This is a genomic window from Selenomonas sp. ND2010 (assembly GCF_000702005.1).
Lineage (GTDB): Bacteria > Bacillota > Negativicutes > Selenomonadales > Selenomonadaceae > Selenomonas_A.
The window spans coordinates 1-19,497 of the sequence record NZ_JNKI01000016.1; the positions used below are offsets into that span (position 1 = coordinate 1).

23 protein-coding genes are annotated in these 19,497 nt (G+C 52.0%); 21 read left to right on the forward strand and 2 right to left on the reverse strand.

All coding sequences use genetic code 11. The features are described 5' to 3' along the window. Positions 1-267: 267 nt before the first annotated feature. Positions 268-1,452: an iron-containing alcohol dehydrogenase gene (locus T504_RS0107280; protein ID WP_033170412.1), complete on the reverse strand. Its 1,185-nt coding sequence runs from the start codon at positions 1,450-1,452 to the stop codon at positions 268-270. A 230-nt stretch (positions 1,453-1,682) separates the two neighbouring features. Between T504_RS0107280 and T504_RS0107285 the strand changes: the two genes are divergently transcribed. The 5 genes from T504_RS0107285 (at position 1,683) to T504_RS0107305 (ending at position 5,522) form a co-directional block, all read left to right on the forward strand. Next, positions 1,683-2,549 (forward strand): DMT family transporter, encoded by an 867-nt coding sequence (locus T504_RS0107285; protein ID WP_033170413.1) that lies wholly within the window; start codon positions 1,683-1,685, stop codon positions 2,547-2,549. Positions 2,550-2,828: 279 nt separating this feature from the next. Continuing rightward, on the forward strand, positions 2,829-3,029 hold the full coding sequence (locus tag T504_RS0107290; RefSeq protein WP_033170414.1) for a 4Fe-4S binding protein: 201 nt from the start codon (positions 2,829-2,831) through the stop codon (positions 3,027-3,029). Then, on the forward strand, positions 3,026-4,168 hold the full coding sequence (locus T504_RS0107295) for a 2-oxoacid:acceptor oxidoreductase subunit alpha (RefSeq protein WP_033170415.1): 1,143 nt from the start codon (positions 3,026-3,028) through the stop codon (positions 4,166-4,168). Before T504_RS0107290 ends, T504_RS0107295 begins: the two co-directional genes overlap by 4 nt. 2 nt (positions 4,169-4,170) lie before the next feature. Then, positions 4,171-4,995 (forward strand): 2-oxoacid:ferredoxin oxidoreductase subunit beta, encoded by an 825-nt coding sequence (locus T504_RS0107300; RefSeq protein WP_033170416.1) that lies wholly within the window; start codon positions 4,171-4,173, stop codon positions 4,993-4,995. After that, a complete protein-coding gene (locus tag T504_RS0107305) occupies positions 4,992-5,522 on the forward strand; it encodes a 2-oxoacid:acceptor oxidoreductase family protein (RefSeq protein ID WP_033170417.1) in 531 nt (176 codons plus the stop codon). Before T504_RS0107300 ends, T504_RS0107305 begins: the two co-directional genes overlap by 4 nt. A gap of 74 nt (positions 5,523-5,596) precedes the next feature. On the opposite strand, the gene T504_RS0107310 is transcribed toward T504_RS0107305, so the two are convergent. Further along, positions 5,597-5,872 (reverse strand): hypothetical protein, encoded by a 276-nt coding sequence (locus tag T504_RS0107310; RefSeq protein WP_033170418.1) that lies wholly within the window; start codon positions 5,870-5,872, stop codon positions 5,597-5,599. A 183-nt stretch (positions 5,873-6,055) separates the two neighbouring features. Between T504_RS0107310 and T504_RS0107315 the strand changes: the two genes are divergently transcribed. The 16 genes from T504_RS0107315 (at position 6,056) to T504_RS0107390 (ending at position 19,439) form a co-directional block, all read left to right on the forward strand. Further along, positions 6,056-7,114: an FAD:protein FMN transferase gene (locus T504_RS0107315; RefSeq protein ID WP_033170419.1), complete on the forward strand. Its 1,059-nt coding sequence runs from the start codon at positions 6,056-6,058 to the stop codon at positions 7,112-7,114. Between the two features lie 24 nt (positions 7,115-7,138). Continuing rightward, entirely contained in the window at positions 7,139-7,963 is an 825-nt protein-coding gene (gene larE, locus T504_RS0107320) for an ATP-dependent sacrificial sulfur transferase LarE (RefSeq protein ID WP_033170420.1), read from the forward strand. Between the two features lies 1 nt (position 7,964). Beyond that, the gene (locus tag T504_RS0107325; RefSeq protein WP_033170421.1) at positions 7,965-8,468 is read left to right on the forward strand and encodes an NUDIX hydrolase; all 504 of its coding nucleotides are present in this window, start codon (positions 7,965-7,967) and stop codon (positions 8,466-8,468) included. Between the two features lie 301 nt (positions 8,469-8,769). Then, positions 8,770-9,864 (forward strand): hydrogenase small subunit, encoded by a 1,095-nt coding sequence (locus T504_RS0107330; protein WP_033170422.1) that lies wholly within the window; start codon positions 8,770-8,772, stop codon positions 9,862-9,864. After that, the gene (locus tag T504_RS0107335) at positions 9,865-11,778 is read left to right on the forward strand and encodes a nickel-dependent hydrogenase large subunit (protein WP_033170423.1); all 1,914 of its coding nucleotides are present in this window, start codon (positions 9,865-9,867) and stop codon (positions 11,776-11,778) included. Positions 11,779-11,813: 35 nt separating this feature from the next. Further along, positions 11,814-12,515, forward strand: a complete 702-nt coding sequence (gene cybH, locus T504_RS0107340) for a Ni/Fe-hydrogenase, b-type cytochrome subunit (RefSeq protein WP_033170424.1) — start codon at positions 11,814-11,816, stop codon at positions 12,513-12,515. A 38-nt stretch (positions 12,516-12,553) separates the two neighbouring features. After that, positions 12,554-12,796, forward strand: a complete 243-nt coding sequence (locus T504_RS0107345) for a hypothetical protein (protein WP_033170425.1) — start codon at positions 12,554-12,556, stop codon at positions 12,794-12,796. 100 nt (positions 12,797-12,896) lie between these two features. After that, positions 12,897-13,238 (forward strand): hydrogenase maturation nickel metallochaperone HypA, encoded by a 342-nt coding sequence (gene hypA / locus T504_RS0107350; RefSeq protein WP_033170426.1) that lies wholly within the window; start codon positions 12,897-12,899, stop codon positions 13,236-13,238. Position 13,239: 1 nt separating this feature from the next. Further along, positions 13,240-13,902: a hydrogenase nickel incorporation protein HypB gene (hypB, locus tag T504_RS0107355; protein ID WP_033170427.1), complete on the forward strand. Its 663-nt coding sequence runs from the start codon at positions 13,240-13,242 to the stop codon at positions 13,900-13,902. After that, positions 13,895-14,494, forward strand: a complete 600-nt coding sequence (locus T504_RS0107360) for a HyaD/HybD family hydrogenase maturation endopeptidase (RefSeq protein WP_033170428.1) — start codon at positions 13,895-13,897, stop codon at positions 14,492-14,494. Before hypB ends, T504_RS0107360 begins: the two co-directional genes overlap by 8 nt. An 11-nt stretch (positions 14,495-14,505) precedes the next feature. Beyond that, the gene (locus T504_RS0107365; RefSeq protein ID WP_033170429.1) at positions 14,506-14,763 is read left to right on the forward strand and encodes a HypC/HybG/HupF family hydrogenase formation chaperone; all 258 of its coding nucleotides are present in this window, start codon (positions 14,506-14,508) and stop codon (positions 14,761-14,763) included. Then, positions 14,756-15,865: a hydrogenase formation protein HypD gene (hypD, locus tag T504_RS0107370; RefSeq protein ID WP_033170475.1), complete on the forward strand. Its 1,110-nt coding sequence runs from the start codon at positions 14,756-14,758 to the stop codon at positions 15,863-15,865. Before T504_RS0107365 ends, hypD begins: the two co-directional genes overlap by 8 nt. Then, positions 15,855-16,862 carry a hydrogenase expression/formation protein HypE gene (gene hypE, locus T504_RS0107375; RefSeq protein WP_033170430.1) on the forward strand — a complete coding sequence of 336 codons (1,008 nt, stop codon included), beginning with the start codon at positions 15,855-15,857 and terminating at the stop codon, positions 16,860-16,862. The genes hypD and hypE overlap by 11 nt, the downstream gene beginning before the upstream one ends. Positions 16,863-16,959: 97 nt before the next feature. Continuing rightward, on the forward strand, positions 16,960-17,433 hold the full coding sequence (locus T504_RS0107380) for a hypothetical protein (protein ID WP_033170431.1): 474 nt from the start codon (positions 16,960-16,962) through the stop codon (positions 17,431-17,433). Positions 17,434-17,482: 49 nt separating this feature from the next. Next, positions 17,483-18,415 carry a cation diffusion facilitator family transporter gene (locus T504_RS0107385; protein WP_033170432.1) on the forward strand — a complete coding sequence of 311 codons (933 nt, stop codon included), beginning with the start codon at positions 17,483-17,485 and terminating at the stop codon, positions 18,413-18,415. A gap of 100 nt (positions 18,416-18,515) precedes the next feature. Next, on the forward strand, positions 18,516-19,439 hold the full coding sequence (locus tag T504_RS0107390; RefSeq protein ID WP_033170433.1) for a hypothetical protein: 924 nt from the start codon (positions 18,516-18,518) through the stop codon (positions 19,437-19,439). Positions 19,440-19,497: the final 58 nt, after the last annotated feature.

A 19,497-nucleotide genomic window follows, 5' to 3' on the forward strand; every position in this document is an offset into this window, starting at 1 on the left:
GGCCCAGTACCATAAGCGTAGCCTTGACGTTCCGCGTGAAGCAAGAAATTTTTGCCTGCGTTCTCGTTGGAAAAGCAGTTTCGTCCAAGCGAAGCGCGTTTAACTGTTTTCCAACTCTTAATTAAAAGGCAAAAATTTCTTGTAGCGGGTTGTCACCGAGTGGAGCGTTGGTACTGGGGCCCCCGCCGCCGGCGACTTACCTCGAACACGAACTGGGTAATACTCCCCTGCAAACTGTAATTTCTCAGTCCCTTTTACAAGGCATATTTAGTGATTGGCCAACTGATAGATTTCGATGGCGGCAGCTTTGTCCAGAGGATGGAAGTTGCCGAGTTTTTTGGTATCTTCAGCAGTAGCCATGTCCGCCAAGTATTCGATGCTTCGCTTGTCTTGGATGCCGATGCCGAGTTCGGTGAAGTTGGTCGGCATGTCCAGCGAGCGGAAGTATTCGACCGTTTTTTCAATGCCGGCTTTAGCCTTCTCGGCGGTAGTGCCGGTGGTGATATTCCAGATGCGTTCTGCGTAGGTGGCAAAGCGCTCCGGGTCATCCTGCCATACATACTTTGCCCAGGCTGGCCAGATGGTGGTTAGTGATGCGCCGTGAGTGACATCGAACTTGCCGCTGAGCTCATGGCCGAGTTTGTGGCAGGTGAAATCCTTGCAGCGGCCGAGTTCGGTGAAGTTACAATGGGAAACACTGCCACACCACATGATTTCGCTCATGGCATCGTAGTTGGTCTGATCTTCGACTGCTATTTTTGTCTGTGCGATGATATTTTTCATGAGGGATTCAGCCACCATGTCCGTGAAGGCGTTGGTTTCTTTGACATTGGTGAAGTAGCGCTCGAGCGTGTGCATGAGAATGTCGCAGCTGCCGCATACTAACTGCTTTTTGGGGACCGTATAGGTAAGTTCCGGATTCATGAACGCGATGGCTGGCCGGTTGAACGGCGTGTTGAGGCCAGCTTTCTTGCCGGTTTCTTCGTTCGTAATGACTGCGGAGTCGCTGGTTTCGCTGCCAGCGGCTGCCAAGGTCAGAATGCTGGCAACTGGCATGGATTTCGTCAGTTGGGCGCGTCCGCTCCAGAAATCCCAAACGTCAATGCCGGGGTTGGCGGTACCGTGAGCGATTGCCTTGGCGGAGTCGATGACACTGCCACCGCCGATAGCCAGAATAAAATCTGCCTGGAACGCAGTGGCCATGCGCACGCCCTGACGTACCAATGACAGGCGGGGATTGGGCTGAACACCGCCCATAACTTGAAAGGCTAGTCCGGAGGCGAGCAGGATGCGCTCCACTTTGGAGAGCAGACCGGATTTTACCACACTGCCGCCGCCATAGAGAACGAAAATCCGGCTGGCGCCATAAGCGCGCAGTTTATCGGCAACTTGTTCTTCGGCACCGCGGCCAAAGACGATCTCGGTTGGGCATTTAAAATTGAAATTCTGCATGGAAGAACCTCCTTTAATTTTCATTCGCTTTTAATTATAACGCGATTGTTTTAATTTTGCCAAAGATAAATTGCGCGATGCCGCTTGTAATAGTGTTCACCAAAATTTTACGAAGGTGTAGCCAAAGAAAAGCCTTTCTGTTAAAATCTAGTTTTGTCGGCGTCGATTTCCTTGGAGAGAACGACTGGCTGGCTGTTTGAAATCTTAGTAAGGAAAAGGGAGAATTCTGAATGAATACAAAACGTGCAGAGATGCTCATGTTATTGGTAACCTTTTGCTGGGGTTCTTCTTATCTATTTATGAAGGAAGGACTCGCGTCGATCGGTCCTTTCACCTTGATTGCCTATCGCTTTCTCATCGCCTTTGCCGCATCGGCGCTGTTCTTGGGGAAGGCCTGGCGTCATGTCAATTGGGAACTGCTGAAGGCTGGTTTTATTATTGGTTCGATTGTAGTGGTGTCATTTGGGGCTATGGTTATCGGACTGGAGTCGACGACGACTTCCAATGCGGGATTCATTACGAGTTTGATGGTCGTATTTATTCCCTTTGTAGAACGATACGTTTACCGGCGTCCGCTTCGGCGTGAGATATTGGGAACATCGGCGATTTCGGTTGTGGGAATAGGTTTTTTGACGCTGCACGATGGGCTGCGGGTCAATCCTGGCGATGTTTTATGTCTCGCCGGCGCGGTGATAAATGCTGGGCAGGTCTGCTATATGAGTCGATTGCTCACAAGACTTGATCCACTGCCACTCGGGGTTATTCAGTTTGGCGTAGCAGGAGTTTGGGGCGTGATTCTCTCAATCCTGTTGGAGACGCCGGCTTTGCCGGCTGGTGGTTCTGGCTGGTTTGCGATGCTTTATCTTGGCCTTGTCTGCTCGGCGTTTGGATTTATTGCGCAGATGGTGGCGCAAAAATACACTTCTGCGGAACGGGTGGGGATTCTCTTTTGCCTGGAGCCGGTTTTTGCAGCTATGATTGGTGTAATTTATCTTCACGAACCGTTTAGCCTGAGCAGCTTTGTAGGGGCGGTATTGGTTTTGACCGGAGTTATTTTGTCGGGAAGAGTGGGAAAAAAACAGACGGCAGAAGCGTGATAGGTCTGTTTATACGATACAAAAAAGGAGTTCGTCCATTTGTGGCGAACTCCTTTTTTGTATCGTGGGATATCAGGGGGCGGTTGATGCGCGAAAACAGAGATGGAAAAGAATGGTGTTTTTTGTATACATATATTTAATTTACATAAAAGCTGGATTTTTATACGGGTATCTGCTATGATGTAAAAGTATATTGCAATTATATATAGCTTCTATATATTTATGGCATATTAGTGTATTTGATGACCCTATGGTGTGTTGTTACTAGGAGGGACCCCGATGAAGTCAGAAATCACCATCAAGATGGGCAGATGCAAAGGCTGTGGAATTTGCGTTGCATTTTGTCCCAAACAGGTGCTGGCGCTCGATGAGCTCGGCAAGGTACAGGTAGCAAATGGCGATGCATGCATCGCCTGTGGTCAGTGCGAGCTGCGCTGCCCGGATTATGCGATTTTTGTGGATAAGGGGGCAGAAGCATGAGCAAGGCAAGATTGATGCAGGGGAATGAGGCTTGCGCAGAAGGTGCTATTGCCGCTGGCGTCCGCTTCTTCGCAGGGTATCCGATTACCCCGTCTACTGAGGTGGCAGAGACGATGGCAAAACTTCTGCCGAAAGTTGGGGGCAAGTTTGTCCAGATGGAAGATGAAATTGCCAGCATGGGGGCGATTCTCGGTGCTTCGCTGGCTGGGCAGAAGGCAATGGATGCTACTTCCGGACCGGGCTTTTCGCTGAAGCAGGAGCTTATTGGCTATGCGGCTTGTGCGGAGATTCCCTGTGTACTGGTCAATGTTCAGCGTGTCGGTCCCTCCACTGGACAGCCGACGGCACCGTCACAGGGAGATGTCATGCAGACTCGTTGGGGAACACATGGAGATCACCCAGTTATTGCGCTTTCCCCGTGGAGCGTTCGCGAGACGTATGATGCGACGGTAATGGCGGTCAATTACGCGGAACGCTTTCGCACCCCCGTGGTTCTGCTGATGGATGAGGTAGTAGGTCATCTTCGCGAAAAGGTAGAGTTGCCGGAGGCCGGTGAACTTGAGATCTATCCGCGCCGTGCGCCCAAGAAGACCCGCGCCGAGGGCTATCAGCCCTTTGAACCGGATGAGGACCTCGTTCCGAATGTTGCTGATTTTGGCAAGGGATATCGCATTCATGTGACGGGCCTTATCCACGATAATACCGGGTTCCCCGTAGGCAGCCCGGAAGTCACGGAACATTCTATCCATCGCCTGCATGAGAAAATTGCCCGCGTTGGGGAGGAAATCATCCATACGGAAGAATACTTCATGGAAGATGCGGAATATGCTGTTGTCTCCTTTGGTGGTACGGCTCGTACCGCTTATGAGGCGGTGCAAAATGCTCGCAAGAAAGGGCAGAAGGTTGGCCTGCTCCGCCTTATGACCATCTGGCCGTTTGCCGATAAAGCGATTGAACGGCTGGCTGCTAAGGTCAAGGGGATTATGGTAGCAGAGCTCAACTACGGGCAGGTGGTTCATGAAGTTCGCCGGGCAGCAAAAGGACAGTGCAAGGTAGAGCTTTGCGGCAAATACAATATGAAGGCTTTTGAGCCGGCGGAGATTGAGGCTGGTATCGATGCACTTTGTGGGGAGGCATAACTATGGAGAGAAGTTACGAAAAATATTTCCGTCAGAACCGTCTCCCACACCTCTGGTGTCCGGGCTGCGGCAATGGAATCGCTATGAAGGCCATTGTAGAGGCTATCGAGAAAAAAGGGCTGTCGCAGGATAATACCGTCATCGTTTCTGGCATTGGCTGCTCGTCACGTGCTTCGGGCTACATGGATTTTGATACTTTGCATACGGCCCATGGCCGTGCAATTCCGTTCGCGACGGGAATCAAGCTGGCCAATCCGGATCTCAACGTCGTGGTTATCACAGGTGATGGCGACTGCACGGCTATTGGCGGCAACCACTTTATCCATGGCTGCCGTCGGAATATCGACTTGACGGTGGTACTTTTCAACAACAATATTTACGGTATGACCGGTGGTCAGGCATCCCCGATGACGCCGTTGGGCAAGAAGGCCACCACAGCGCCGTATGGCTCGGTGGATCGTCCCTTCGATGCCTGCCATCTGGCCGAGGCGGCGGGAGCGACTTATGTCGCCCGCTCGACGGCTTTTCATGAGAAACATCTAGTGGATATGATTGCCGGTGGCTTTGACAATAAAGGTTTCTCGTTCATCGAGGCGTTGGTTCAGTGTCCTACGGCTTATGGCCGCAAGAATAAGCTGGGAAGCCCTGCCAACATGATGATGTGGATGCGTGACAATGCCGTGATGAAGGCGGCCTGGGACAAGCTGCCGGCGGACAAGAAGACCGGTGAGAAATTCCCCATCGGCTGCTTCTACCAAGCAGAAGCACTGGATTATGATACGGCCTATGACCAGGTTATCGAGCGGGCAGGAGGTGCAGCAAAATGAGAAAACAGCTGAGATTATCCGGTTCCGGCGGACAGGGCGTCATTACGGCTGCCATCATCCTGGCGGAAGCTGCGGTTATGGAAGGGAAAGAGGCGGTTCAGTCACAATCCTATGGACCGGAAGCGCGTGGCGGAGCCTCGAAGTCTGAGGTAATCATCGATGATGGAAAGATTTTTCATCCACATGTATTGGTGCCGGATTTGGTGCTGGCAATGACGCAGAAAGCTGCGGATAAATATTATCAGGACCTCAATCCCGAGGGACTGCTGGTATTAGATGACAGTCTGGTTCCAGAAACGCCGGACTTTCCGCAGGTGGTTCGTATCCCCATTACGAAACTGGCTGTCGAAGAAGTGGGGAAACCACTCTTTGCCAATATCGTAGCTTTGGGAGCGTTGGTGCACCTTACCGGAATCGTATCGTTTGACACGATCAAGAAATCGGTTGCTAACCGCGTACCGCCGCATACGGTAGAGCAGAATATGAAGGCTCTGCAGGTGGGCTGGGATGCCGCGGCAAAGGCATAACGCATAAAATAATAGTACGCCCCGTTGACTTAAACTGGAGTCAACGGGGCGTACTATTATTTATGCATAGGCTGTTACGTCCAAATATGTTTTAGGCAAAGTACGATGAAGCAGACGATTGCTATGCCAAAGGTGAAAAATTCAACGCAACGGATCGGATAGGCGTAATGCAAAGGGATATCGATGACACGAGGAACATTGCTGGCGAGCAGCGACGTGGCAATTGAGACATATAAGAGTACATTGACCAGCGGAATTATAAGTGCGGTAGCAAACGCGCGAATCAAAAGATAAATCGCAAAGGCGATAAAGAAATAAGCTAATTTATCAGCGTGCAGGCGAGCATTCATATCATCACTTCCTTATATTATTATTTATGATAGTATTAATATTTCGCTCGCTATGAGGAAAATCCTGCCGCATTTCTCGATGCAGATAAGATTCTTTGCGATATTTTGTATTAACGAAAATGAAGCATTGGCGTTATAATAAAAATATTGACTCAGAATCTGGGGCTTAGGAGGTAAATGGATATGCGGAGCTTTGGTGCGGCGGCAGGAATTATTTTGCTGTTGGTGTTTTTTACGGCTTTGCCGGCAGGCTGCAGACGGACGGAGGAGGTCCAAAAGACGGTCATGGTCATGGATACCGTGGTAACGTTGACCGCGTCAGGAGAAAAGGCCGATGATGCCGTACGGGAAAGCATCGAACGCCTCAAGGAAATCGATGCGATGGCCAGCACGGAGGGCGAGCAGAGCGATTTAAAAAAGCTGGCGGATGCCGCTGGCGATGGGACCTGGATCCCGCTTCATCCGGAAGTGTTTCACATGCTGGAGGTGTCGCAGGAATACAGTCAGCGCAGCAATGGCGCCTGGGATGTGACTGCGGGGCCGCTCGTAAAGCTTTGGGGCATAGGGACAGAGCGGGCAAAAGTACCAACTGCGGAGGAGCTGGCAAGCGCTAAGGCGAAAGTTGGCTGGCAGAAATTGGAATTGAACCCGGAAACACAGTGCGCGCGTTTGCGTGCGACGGGGATGGAGCTTGACCTCGGCGGCATAGCTAAGGGATTTGCCGCTGATGAAGTTCGGAAGATTTATGAAAAATACGGCGTAAAAAATGGTCTGATAAATCTTGGGGCAAGTTCTATTTATGCATTGGGAGCAAATGCCAAAGGCGAAGCCTGGCGGGTAGGTATCCGCCATCCGCGCAGTGAGGAAAAGGATGATCGGCTGGCGGTAGTATCACTTTCCGATGCAGCGCTATCCACATCGGGAGATTATGAGCGTTTTTTTGAACAGGACGGTGTTCGCTACCATCATATCCTTGACCCCAGGACGGGCAGACCGGCGGATAACGGCGCGGTCAGTGACACGATTGTGGTAGATGGCAGGTTGCCGGATGCTGGCATGATCGCGGACTTGTTGACCACTACAGTCTTTGTATTGGGGCCGGAAGCAGGACAAAAATTCCTAGACAATCAGCCGCCGGAGGTGCGTGGTATGATTTGTGACCGTAAGTTGCGTCTTTGGCCGGCACATGATTTCAAGGACTTCCTGCAGCAGGTTCAGCGGGATTTTTCGGTAATGGAATGACGATGGAATAGGAGATGACGATTTATGAAAAATGATTTGAACGACAAATTGATGAAGTTGAAGGCATATTTGCAGGAATTAGGCAGTGTAATGGTGGCTTTTTCCGGCGGCGTTGACTCGACGTTTTTGCTGCGGGTGGCACATGAAACCCTAGGCGATAAGTGCGTAGCCGTCACTGCCGCTTCGGTATTTGTGCCGGGGCGTGATGTGGAGGAGGCCAAGGCGTTTGCCGAAAAAGAGGGCGTGCGGCATGTGATTAAAACGTTTGATGTCCTGGCTATTGAGGGCATTCGCATGAATCCGGAAGACCGCTGCTACCGCTGCAAATATGCGCTGTTTCACCAGTTTAAGGAATTGGCTGAGCAAAATGGACTGGCCTATGTGGTGGATGGTTCCAATCGCGATGATGATGGCGATTACCGGCCGGGACGGCGGGCGCTAGGAGAGCTGGCGATAAAGAGCCCACTTTATTATGCGGGGATGACCAAGCAGGATATTCGTCAGCTGTCCGAAGAAATGGGTCTTCCTACCTGGAATAAACCGTCTTTTGCCTGCCTGGCATCCCGTTTCGTCTATGGGGAGGAGCTTTCGGCTGAGAAATTGGCAGAAGTCAATCGGGCGGAAGAATATCTCATGAGCAAGGGCGTCCGGCAATTCCGCGTGCGTCGTCATGGCAGCCTGGCCCGCATCGAATTGCTGCCCGAGGAAATCTGCCGCTTTATGGAGCCGGAGCTTCGTCGTGAAATCGCAGCCGCGTTCCAAGAAATCGGGTTTGACTATGTGACTATGGATTTGCAAGGGTATCGGACAGGAAGCATGAATGAAAGCTTGAAGGTTGGGGGAAAATAAGTTGGCAAAAAGCAATCAGACTACTTTATGTTACATTGAACGCGCGGGAAAGTATCTCATGATGCATCGCGTGAAGAAAGAAAAGGATATCAACAAGGATAAATGGGTCGGTATCGGTGGCCATTTCGAGGCCGATGAATGCCCTGAGGAATGCTTGCTGCGTGAGTGTCGGGAAGAAACGAGTCTCAAGCTGACCGACTATAAATTGCGTGGCATCATCACCTTTATTTCCGACCGTTGGCAGACGGAGTACATGTTTCTCTATACGGCCACTGGTTTTGAAGGCGAAGTTGGCGAGTGCGACGAGGGAACCTTGGAATGGATTGATAAACGCAAAGTCTATGAACTCCCCGTTTGGGAAGGGGATAAGATTTTCTTTCGCCTGCTTGAAACGCGGCAGGATTGTTTTTCACTAAAGCTTCGTTATGCGGGCGAAGCTCTGGTGGAAGTCCTTTTGGATGGCAAGACCGTCGATGGGGAAACGCTGATTCCTGGGACGAATTGAGTTATTCTTTATGTGCGGTTTTTTTTATTTCTTATTGCTATAAGCAGGAGAAGTTATCCGGAATGGCGAAAATAGATAGAACAAGTATGGATCCCCCGGGGAGGGTAATTCTTTAGCTTTTCCTATAACTAGATTAATAATATCTATAGTGGCTATAAGCTATATATTATAGTTTTTTATTTGCTATAAGCGTATAATGAAAGTATCTTGTGGGGTGCCTTCTGCCGGCTGATATTGAGCCATCAGCCTGAGGGATTCAATATGCAAGTATCCATACGGATAATAATGAGGAGGTAAAAAAGTGGACAAACGGGAGAGTATGTGGGATTTATATCTCAAAAAAGGCATGAGCCGCCGCACGTTCGTCAAGAGCTGCGTCGCGCTGACGTCGCTAATGGGACTCAGCACAGATCAGGTATCGAAGGTCGTTGAGGCTGCGGAACAGAAACCGCTGCCGGTAGTCGTTTGGATTCATGGTCATGAGTGCACGGGGTGTGATGAATCGTTCATCCGTTCCGGTGCACCGCTGGCATCTGACTTGGTATTGAGCCAGATTGCTTTGGAGTATGACCATCTGCTGAGCGCTGCATCCGGTGCTCCGTTTGAAGCGCATCTTGAGGAGACTATTGAGAAGTACAAAGGAAACTATATCCTTTGCGTTGAGGGTGCTGCCTGCACGAAGGACAACGGGGTGTACTGCATGTCCGGCGGACACACCTTCACGCATCTGCTTCAGCATGCGGCTCAGAATGCGAAAGCAGTTATCGCGTATGGCACCTGTGCCGTATCTGGCGGTATCCAGGCTGCAAAACCAAATCCGACGGGATCTTCGGGGATCGGGTATTTCACTGGCGGCACGCCGGTGGTAAATGTTCCGGGCTGCCCGCCGATTCCGGAAGTCATGACGGGTGTCGTCATGCATATCGCCCTGTTTGGGACGGTTCCGCCCCTTGATGGCGAAGGCCGCCCGAAACAGTTCTATGGCAACCGTATTCATGATACTTGCTATCGCCGTCCGTTCTTTGATGCCGGCATGTTTGCAGAAAGCTTTGATGATGCTGGCGCTAAGGCTGGCTGGTGCCTCTACAAGCTGGGCTGCCGTGGCCCGGAGACGTACAACTCCTGCGGCAATCTGCGCTGGTTCCAGGGCATGAGCTATCCCATCCAGTCCGGTGCTCCGTGCATCGGCTGCTCCAACGCGCACTTCTGGGATGATGGTGCGATGACCGAGCGTCTGCCGAAATTCGGCCAGCCAATCGGTGATGTCGATCAGATCGGTGCTGTCATGGCTGCCGCTACGGCAGTCGGTGTCGCCGGTCATGCCGCGGCAAGCGTTGTTCAGAAGAAAAAACGCATTGCTGATGAAAAGAAGAACGAGGGAGCAGGTGAAGAATAAATGAAACACGTAGTAGTAGATCCGGTAACCCGTATCGAAGGTCATCTTCGTGTTGAGGTTCAGGTAGATGAAGCAACGGGCAAGGTAACCGATGCCCTTTCGTCCGGTACAGCATGGCGCGGTCTTGAGCTCGTCATGAAGGACCGTGATCCGCGTGATGCTTGGGCATATATCCAGCGCATTTGCGGCGTTTGCACGACGGCCCATGCATTGGGGGCTGTCCGCGCGGTGGAGGATGCTCTGGGCATCACGATTCCGAAGAACGCTCATTATATCCGCAACATCATGGCAGCTACGCTGACGGTACAGGACCACATTGTCCATTTTTACCATCTGCATGCCCTGGACTGGGTAAGTCCGCTGGAGGCAGCTGCCGCTGACCCCATTGCTACCGCTAACCTGCAGAATACTGTCTTGAATACCTATAAGCTTCCCTTCCGTGCTCCGGGCACGTCGGTAACGGAGGCTTTTGAACATGATTTCCCGGCTGCTACGCCGCAGTATTTTGCGCAAATCCAGGAAAAGGTCAAAGCCATCGTTGCGAGCGGCCAGCTCGGTATTTTCTCGGCCAACTGGTGGGATCATCCGGATTACAAACTGCTGCCGCCTGAGGTTCATCTCATGGCTGTGGCTCACTATCTCGAGATGCTCGACAAGCAGCGTGAGCTGGTTACGCCGCACGTCATCTTCGGCGGCAAGAACCCGCATCCGCACTATGTTGTCGGCGGTATGCCGTGCTCCATCTCGCTGGAGGACGGCAATGCACCGGTCAATACGGCCCGCCTCGACATCGTCGATCGTGCTATCAACATGGGCCGTTCGCTGGTCAACAACTATTATCTGCCGGATCTTCTGGCGATTGGCTCTGCTTACGTCAAAGCTGGCCGTGTCGATGGCGGTGGTATGGCCAAGACCTGCGTGCTCGGCTATGGTGCTTATCCGGAAGAGCCGTTCAGCGGCACGAAGAACGGTGGCTTCTTCAAGAACCTGCTGATCCGCTGCAATGGTGTTGTTGAAGACTTCGGTAAGGGGCTCGCTGGCTGCAAAGTCACCGAGGTCAATGGCGAGGATTTTGCGGACCGCAAGGTATTTACCGAGAGCGTCGATCACTCTTGGTACGAGTATCCGGCTAAGAGCGAAGCTGCACTGAACCCGTGGGATGGCGTCACCTCGCCGAAATACACGGGGCCGAAAGAGGGCTCGGCTACCGAGTGGAAGGCTCTCAATGAGACGGGCAAGTACTCCTGGCTCAAGACGCCGAAATGGAATGGCAAGCTCTGCGAGGTCGGTCCGCTGGCCCGCTATATCATTATCTATGTCAAGGCTAAGAAGGGCTTGCTCGGCGAGCTGACTTGGGCGGAGAAAATGATGATGGATCAGATCGATGCCGTATCGAAGGTCCTCGGCCTGGCTCCGGAAGTCTGGCTCCCGACGATGGTCGGCCGTACGGCTGCCCGTGCACTCGACTGCCAGCTGGCTGCCGAGATCAACAAGTACTTCTTCGACAAGCTCATTGCCAACCTCAAGACTGGCGATACGAAAGTCGCGAGCAACGAGAAATGGGACCCGTCAACCTGGCCGAAAGAGTGCGAAGGCGTTGGCATCTACGAGGCTCCGCGCGGGGCACTGTCCCACTATATTGCCATCAAGGATGGCAAGACGGACAACTACCAGTGCATCGTTCCGACGACCTGGAGTGCTTGCCCGCGTGATGATAAGGCCGGCCACGGCGCTTATGAGATGGCTATGATGGACACGACGGTCAAAGTACCGGATAAACCGCTGGAGATTGTCAAGGTCGTCCGTTCCTTCGACCCGTGCATGGCTTGTGCAACGCATATGTTCAATGCGAAAGGCGAGAAGATAAACGTCATCACCACGGATCCGTATTCTGGCACGCACGTTGAGAAATAAGCCGGATACCGGATGGAAAGGAAGGGAACAGTAGAATGAAAGAAGAAAAGCGTAAAATCTACTACCTGTTCAGTCCGTATTTGCGGATTTTCCATTGGATCATGGTGCTGGCTATCGTCGTGCTGTTCATCACGGGGCTACTGGTCACAAAACCGGTGACTGTGCTGGGCATTGAACCGACCTACACATCCATGTCCATGGACTGGGTAAGAAATATCCACTTTATCGCGGCATTTGCCTTCTGTGCGGCTTTTATCCTGCGCATTTATGGCTTCATCGTGAACAAGGGAGATCGTCTTTTCCCACGCGTATGGGAAGGTCATTTTTATAGTGAAACCATTGATGTGGCCCTTCACTACATGCTTTTGAAACCGAAGCATGCGCCGTTTTTGCGCAACCCGCTGGCACGCTCCTCGTATGCGGGCCTCTACGCAATGGTACTGGTGGAGATCCTCACGGGCTTTGCTATGTACTATATGACGGAACCGTCGGAAATCGGCGGCCTGCTTTTCGGCTGGGTCAATGTGGTTCTGGGCGGTGAGATGATGACCCATTGGGTACATCATATCGTCGCATGGCTCATCATGCTGTTTGCCATCGGTCATGTCTACATGGTACTGCGGGCAGATATCATGGAGGCCGAGGGCGAAGCTTCGTCGATGTTCTCTGGGGTGAAATTCCTGGAGCATGTTCCGAAGGATGCCAATGAGGTAGAGCCACCGAAAGAGGCAAAATAAAACGTAACCAATCAGTCAGACAAAAGGAGAATCAGATTATGTGTAAAGAATGCGGCTGTGGTGAGACGAATGGCAATACGCGTCTCCAGTTCTTTGTAAAAGGCTATACGGAAGAAAACGCCAAAGAGGTTGAGAAAGCTCTGCTGGGCCTTCCGGGCGTGCTCTTTGTCCATATCCATGCACATGATGGCGAAACGGTGGTAGATTATGCACCGGCCAAGACGAAGCTTATGGATATCATCGGTGTATTCAGCGCACGTGGTCTTGAGGCTGCTTTGTAATTGATGCGTTAGTATGAGGGGGACCGCTGCTATACTGCGGCGGTCCCTTTGTTATGTACAGATAGGCTGCAGGAGGCCTTGAGGTGCAGGAGGAAAAACTATGCATGAAATGGCGCTGGCGGAGGGCATCTTAGATATTGCCCTGGATTATGCCAAACAAAACGAAGCCAAGCGGATCGCTGAAGTCGGCCTGCTGATCGGCGAGATGTCTGGCGTGGAACAGGAGTCGCTGCGGTTTTCGTTTGATATGCTGGTGAAAGGGACGATTGCCGAAGGCGCAAAACTCGTCATCAAGGATGTGCCTCTGATGGGGAAATGTAGCAAATGCGGCAGAACGTTTCATATCGAGCATTATGATTTCTGGTGCCCGGAATGCAAGGACGGTGTCCTGACGACGATTTCCGGCCGCGAAATGAAGGTAGAGTATTTGGAGGTGGACTGACATGGCAGAGATTCAGGTCATGAAAAATATTTTGGGAGAGAACGACCGCATTGCAGCGGAAAACCAGGCGATGTTTGCCGCGAAAGGGGTATATGTCGTCAATTTAATGGGTTCGCCGGGCGCTGGCAAGACATCGGTGCTCGAAAAGACGATGGAAAAACTCAAAGATGTGCTCAAGATGGCAGTCATTGAAGGCGATCTTTTCACAAGCAAAGATGCGGACCGCATCGAACGCCATGGCGTTCCAGTCATCCAGATCAATACCGCGGGCGGCTGTCATTTGGATGCGCCAATGGTACAGAAGGTTGCCCAGCAGATGGATCTGGACCAGTTGGATTTGTTGATTGTCGAAAATGTCGGCAACCTGGTCTGCCCGGCAGAGTTTGCCGTTGGCGAGGATGACAAAGCAGTGGTGCTTTCGATTACCGAAGGCGATGACAAGCCGTTGAAGTATCCGCTTATCTTCAAAGAGTCGGCGATTGCCATACTAAATAAAGTCGATATTCTGCCGTATTGCAATTTCAATATGGAGTCGGCCAAAGAGGATATTACGACTCTTCATCCAGGAATGAAAGTGCTGGAGGTTTCCTGCACGACGGAGCAGGGAATCGATGCGTGGTGTGAGTGGCTGAAAGAAAAAGTGGCGGAGAAGAAAAATGGCTGATATATTTGGTAATGGCTCGGACGGCGTTTCGAGCATTGATAACGTCCTGCACCGGTCGGAAGTAACGATCTTGGGGGTAGGCAATGTAATCCTGCGCGATGAAGGATTCGGTGTCCGCGTGATGGAATATCTCGATGCCCATTATGAATTTCCGGAGAATGTCCAGCTGGTCGATGGCGGGACGCTGGGCATTGAACTTACGCAGTATGTAACAGGAACGGACAAGTTGTTGGTCATTGATTCCATCAATGGCGGGGCCGAACCGGGCACGCTGTTCTGCTTCCATAACGACGACGTCATGGAACATTTTCAGGATAAATTGTCAGCGCATGAAGTGGGGATTCAAGATGTCCTCGGTCTGCTGACGGTAACGGGGCATAAGATTCCCGAGGTAATCGTAATCGGTGCCCAGCCCTTTGACCTTGAGGCTGGAGTAGAGCTGTCGGCAGGCATGCAAAAACTGCTGCCACAGGTGGTGGAAACGGCCTTGGAAAAACTTCGCGGCTGGGGAATCGAGCCGGTGAAAAAGAAAGTTCCCGATGCGATGGATTTCGGCGTCGTAGCGGAAGAGGTTATCAGGACTAGAGGATAAGGAGCGGTAATATGTGTCTTGCAGTACCAGCAAAAGTGCTTGAAATAGAAAATGCCATTGGCAAGGTAGAAATTTCAGGGGTCAGCCGTGAAGTTTCCATGATGCTTTTGCCCGAGGCGAAGGTCGGTGATTTCGTTCTCGTACATGCGGGGTTTGCCATGCAGATTGTCGATGAGAAAGATGCGGAGGAAACCAACGCCCTGCTGGCGGAGATGAAGGGCGCGCCACGGACTGTAGATACGATTGAGGAGTCGGTGGCTCATGAATAAGAATGCGGAACGTGAACTGGCACAAAAGCTGGTCACAGAAATAAAAACAATGGCCGACAAGGCGGGGCGTAAACTTCGTTTTATGGAGGTTTGCGGAACGCATACGGTTTCCATTTTCCGGGCGGGCATTCGTCAGCTGCTGCCGGATAATGTGGAGCTCGTTTCAGGCCCAGGATGCCCCGTATGCGTAACGCCCGATGATTACATGGATAAGGCTATCGCCTATGCTCAGCATCCCGATGTCATCATCACGACTTTTGGCGATATGCTGAAGGTCCCAGGAACGAAGTCAAGCCTGGGGGAAGCCAAGACGAATGGCGCAGATATCCGCATCGTGTATTCCCCTTTGGATTCGATTCCGATTGCGAAAGAGAATCCGGACAAAAAAGTCGTATTCCTGGCCGTCGGCTTTGAGACGACAGCTCCAACGGCGGCGGCCACGGTGCTGGCAGCTGAGCAGCAGGGCGTAAAGAATCTCTTCATGCTGTCGGCGCAAAAACTCGTGCCGCCGGTTATGGAGGCACTGCTCAGCGATGCGCAGGTGAGGGTGGACGGTTTCATTTTGCCGGGACACGTCTCGGTGGTGACCGGGACGGGAATTTACGAGCCAATCGTCGCCAAGTATCATGTGCCGGGCGTTGTCACGGGCTTTGAACCGCTGCAGATCCTGCGGGCGCTTTACCGGCTGGTCAAACAGGTGGTAAACGGTGAGGCGAAGGTGGAAAATGAATATGAAGCGGTCGTGCGGCCGGAGGGGAATCCGGTATCTCAGCGCATTACCGATACGGTATATGAACCGGTTGACACAGGCTGGCGTGGTATGGGCGTTGTACCGCGTTCTGGACTCAAGATGCGGGAAGCGTACAAGTCCTACGATATCGAAGCGGTCATGCCCTTGGCGGTGGCAGAACTTCCGGCACCGAAGAAGACGGCCTGCCGCTGTGGCGAAGTGCTCCGCGGTATCGTGACGCCGCCGCAGTGCCCACTTTTTGCCAAAGCGTGTGTACCCACCCATGCAATCGGACCTTGCATGGTTTCGGTGGAAGGAGTATGTGCCGCTTGGTACAAATATGGTCAGGGGAGATTCGAATATGGTAAGTGATAAAGTAACGCTGGCGCATGGTGCTGGCGGAAAATTAAGTCAGGAACTCATGGAAGAAGTCATTCTGCCGGCCTATGGCAATCCGCTGCTCAACGAACTTCATGATGGCGCGCAGGTGCAGATGGGCGGGCAGGTGGCCTTTACCACCGATTCGTATGTCGTGCAGCCGCTCTTCTTCGCAGGCGGCAATATTGGCAAACTGGCAGTCTGCGGGACGGTTAATGACCTTTCCATGACTGGCGCGGTGCCCCGCTATCTGTCGGCGGGTCTCATCATCGAAGAAGGTTTTCCGATCAAAGATCTCAAGGAAATCGTGGCAACGATGCGCAAGATGGCCGATGAGGCTGGCATCTATATCGTCACGGGCGATACCAAAGTCGTCGAGAAGGGCAAGGCCGATGGCATCTTTATCAATACCGCTGGTATCGGTGATGTTATTCGCGGAACGCATATCGCACCGCAGAATGTCAAGCCAGGCATGAAGATCATCCTGTCAGGCTATATTGGCGACCATGCAGCGGCTATTTTGGCGGGGCGCCATGGACTTACCCTTCCCGATACGGTCAAGACGGATTGTGCACCGCTCTGCCATATGACGAAGGCGATGCTGGAAGCGGCGCCGGATATCGCCGTGCTGCGCGACCCGACCCGCGGCGGCGTAGCCGCCGTGCTCAATGAGATTGCGGCCGCTTCGAATTGTGGCATCCTCATCGATGAGGATGCAATCCCCATTCATGAAGAAGTGCAGGGCGTCTGCGATATCCTTGGCTTTGACCCGCTCTATTTGGCCAATGAGGGCAAATGCGTGGCGTTTGTACCGGCAGATGAAGCGCAGGGCGTGCTCGCGGTCATGCAGGCGAATAAATACGGCCGTGATGCCCGCATCATCGGCGAGGTCACGGAGCAGGCTAAGGGGCAGGTTGGACTGCGCACGGCTATCGGCGGTATCCGCGTCGTTGACATGCCGTTGGGCAATATCGTTCCGCGTATCTGTTGATTTAGAATTCCGTTAAATTGCTTGCGTCAGAGGATGTCCTACTTTATAATAGTAACCGTTTAGACGAGTTATGGTTATATAAAGGGAAGCGAAACCAATGCAAATAAAACGCTTGTTATCCCTTTGCCTGCTGGCACTGCTTTTGTTTAGTAGTATTTGCCAGGCAGAGGAGGAGAATATGCAGTTCGTCGATGCAGACGGTGGCACCGGCTATTATGTCGATGTGGATTCCATCGCGTTTTCAGAGGTTACGGAAAAGGTTTATCCCGAACCGATTTTGTCGGATGACCCGTCAAAACCGCCGGTGATATTGCCCCCGCGGGAAGAGACCCGTGAGATTGTCAAGGCACGCATTGCCGTTGTCAAAGCGTATACGAATCGGCGGTACCTTCAGTATGTGAAATTCGATCCGGCTCGCAGTGAGTACCAGATTTTAGCGTCGAAGACGCAGCAGTATGATACGCGCAAACAGCTGGACAAAAGTGAGACACCGCAGCCCGTGATGAAGTATGGGCCGGAGTCTGCGTATCGGGCAATTGTCGACTTCATTTATGAGCAGAAAAAGCAATAGGAAAATGACAGCCTTCCTCTGTTGGGGAAGGCTTATCGTATAAAGAGGGATGGTTGTGATGGAACAGGCAGCACTAAAAAAACGGACCGCTTATTTTTCGATTATATCGAATACCATGCTGGTAATCTTAAAACTGATCGTTGGCTTCTATGTCGGGGCTGTAAGTCTGGTATCGGAGGCATTGCATTCCGGTGTGGATCTGGTGGCAGCGCTCATTGCCTTTTGGGCGATAAAAAAGTCTTTGGTACCGCCGGATGAAGAGCATGACTACGGTCATGGAAAATATGAAAACCTTTCGGCTGCCGTGGAAGCGCTGTTGATCGTTGGCGCGGCTGGCGGCATTTTGTATGAATCGGTACTGAAATTTCAAGAGGCGGAGGTGCCCGAGAGCCTGGAATATGGTATTGCGATCATGGTCGTATCCATCGTGGTAAATGTGTTGGTGTCGCGGCGCTTGATTTACGTGGCGAAGCTCACGGGCTCTCAGGCATTAGAAGCCGATGGTTTGCATCTGCAGTCGGATGTCTGGACATCGGTGGGTGTACTCGTGGGACTGGCGTTGATGCAGCTTACGGGGTGGGCTTGGCTTGACTCGGTCATCGCCATCTTTGTCGCGGGCATTATCTTTCGGGCTGGCTGGCGCATGGTTATGGAATCGGCAATGGAACTTACCGATGCCAGCCTGCCGGAGGAACAGGAGAACCGTATTGTTGCGATCATTGAAAGCGTTCCTGAGGTGGAGAGCTGTCATTGCCTGCGAACGCGGAAATCGGGCTCTTATAAGCTGCTCGATGTTCATGTCCTCTTTGATGGCAATATGCACCTTTCCCGCGTTCATGCCGTTTGCGATGAGTTGGAAGAAAAGATTCGCGCGGAACTGGGAACATTTGATATCTTGATTCATCCGGAACCCGCCGGGGCGCACGATCCGGAGACCAAATCGAGTCAATATGAAGATTCGCATCGGCGGAGCGAAGAATAAGATTTCCTTAATCTGTATTTCAGCAGGATTTCAAGTATTGAAAGAATTTTTATGATACAATAGGGAACATAGTCAAATAATGAAACGGAGGAGATTAAACATGAAATTCCGGAAATTGTGCAGTGTCTTCCTTAGCACGATTATGCTGGCATCGTCGGTAAGCATGGCGGCGGCAGCTACCCCGGCAACGGTTCAGGATAAACTGGCCGCAATCGAGAAGGACACTTATGGTACGGAGCAGACTGGTGCGCTGACCGACCGCATCAATAGATTGGAGAAAGATTATACTGGCACGCATCGCACGGGCAGCATGATGACCCGCGTCGATGCCATCTATGATGAGCTTTACACCAATAATGGCAAGACGTCGGTTATGGCAGACCTCAATGCAATCGAGTGGAATGTCGATCATAAGGTCAGCATGAATTCGGTAGAAAAGCGCATTGCCGATATGGAGATGGCGATTAGCGGTAAGACTTCCGAGGGCACGTACCAGAAACGCATTTCCAGCCTGTCCAAGGTCTCCTTTGGAACCGAGACGCTGCCCATCGCGCAGGTAGAGGTGCCGGCCAACACGCTGATCAAAGTGGCATTGGTTGACCCGGTGAACTCCAAAGAACTTAAAAAGGGCGATACGATCCGCTTCCAGGTAGCAAGCGACGTTATTGTCAACAATCGTCTGGTCTTTGCCAAGGGTGAGCCGGGCGAGGGCGTGGTCACGAAAGTGAAACAGGCGAAGAACTTTGGCCGCAACGCGGAAGTTCAGATTGACTTCAAAAAGACCAAGGCAATCGATGGTACTTATGTCGAGACGCTTATCGGTGAGGAATCCAAGAAAGAGATGAAGAATATGGCTATGGCTGCTGGAGCCAGTCTGGCCGGCATCGCGGTGCTGGGACCAATCGGCATCATCGGCGGTGCTTTCATCAACGGCAAGAACATCGAGCTGCCGGAAGGTACGGAATTCTACGTGCAGACGAAGTCGGATACGGTTCTCTACGGTGTGGCCACGACGGTTCAGTAAAAAGTAAATAGAAAGTATCAGCCTTCCTCTTCGAGGAAGGCTTCTCTTATGGTTGAAT

Coding starts and splice junctions, on each gene's coding strand:
- T504_RS0107280 (WP_033170412.1), bottom strand. CDS start 1,452: ATGCAGAATTTCAATTTTAAATGCCCAACCGAGATCGTCTTTGGCCGC.
- T504_RS0107285 (WP_033170413.1), top strand. CDS start 1,683: ATGAATACAAAACGTGCAGAGATGCTCATGTTATTGGTAACCTTTTGC.
- T504_RS0107290 (WP_033170414.1), top strand. CDS start 2,829: ATGAAGTCAGAAATCACCATCAAGATGGGCAGATGCAAAGGCTGTGGA.
- T504_RS0107295 (WP_033170415.1), top strand. CDS start 3,026: ATGAGCAAGGCAAGATTGATGCAGGGGAATGAGGCTTGCGCAGAAGGT.
- T504_RS0107300 (WP_033170416.1), top strand. CDS start 4,171: ATGGAGAGAAGTTACGAAAAATATTTCCGTCAGAACCGTCTCCCACAC.
- T504_RS0107305 (WP_033170417.1), top strand. CDS start 4,992: ATGAGAAAACAGCTGAGATTATCCGGTTCCGGCGGACAGGGCGTCATT.
- T504_RS0107310 (WP_033170418.1), bottom strand. CDS start 5,872: ATGAATGCTCGCCTGCACGCTGATAAATTAGCTTATTTCTTTATCGCC.
- T504_RS0107315 (WP_033170419.1), top strand. CDS start 6,056: ATGCGGAGCTTTGGTGCGGCGGCAGGAATTATTTTGCTGTTGGTGTTT.
- larE (WP_033170420.1), top strand. CDS start 7,139: ATGAAAAATGATTTGAACGACAAATTGATGAAGTTGAAGGCATATTTG.
- T504_RS0107335 (WP_033170423.1), top strand. CDS start 9,865: ATGAAACACGTAGTAGTAGATCCGGTAACCCGTATCGAAGGTCATCTT.
- cybH (WP_033170424.1), top strand. CDS start 11,814: ATGAAAGAAGAAAAGCGTAAAATCTACTACCTGTTCAGTCCGTATTTG.
- T504_RS0107345 (WP_033170425.1), top strand. CDS start 12,554: ATGTGTAAAGAATGCGGCTGTGGTGAGACGAATGGCAATACGCGTCTC.
- hypA (WP_033170426.1), top strand. CDS start 12,897: ATGCATGAAATGGCGCTGGCGGAGGGCATCTTAGATATTGCCCTGGAT.
- hypB (WP_033170427.1), top strand. CDS start 13,240: ATGGCAGAGATTCAGGTCATGAAAAATATTTTGGGAGAGAACGACCGC.
- T504_RS0107360 (WP_033170428.1), top strand. CDS start 13,895: ATGGCTGATATATTTGGTAATGGCTCGGACGGCGTTTCGAGCATTGAT.
- T504_RS0107365 (WP_033170429.1), top strand. CDS start 14,506: ATGTGTCTTGCAGTACCAGCAAAAGTGCTTGAAATAGAAAATGCCATT.
- hypD (WP_033170475.1), top strand. CDS start 14,756: ATGAATAAGAATGCGGAACGTGAACTGGCACAAAAGCTGGTCACAGAA.
- hypE (WP_033170430.1), top strand. CDS start 15,855: ATGGTAAGTGATAAAGTAACGCTGGCGCATGGTGCTGGCGGAAAATTA.
- T504_RS0107380 (WP_033170431.1), top strand. CDS start 16,960: ATGCAAATAAAACGCTTGTTATCCCTTTGCCTGCTGGCACTGCTTTTG.
- T504_RS0107385 (WP_033170432.1), top strand. CDS start 17,483: ATGGTTGTGATGGAACAGGCAGCACTAAAAAAACGGACCGCTTATTTT.
- T504_RS0107390 (WP_033170433.1), top strand. CDS start 18,516: ATGAAATTCCGGAAATTGTGCAGTGTCTTCCTTAGCACGATTATGCTG.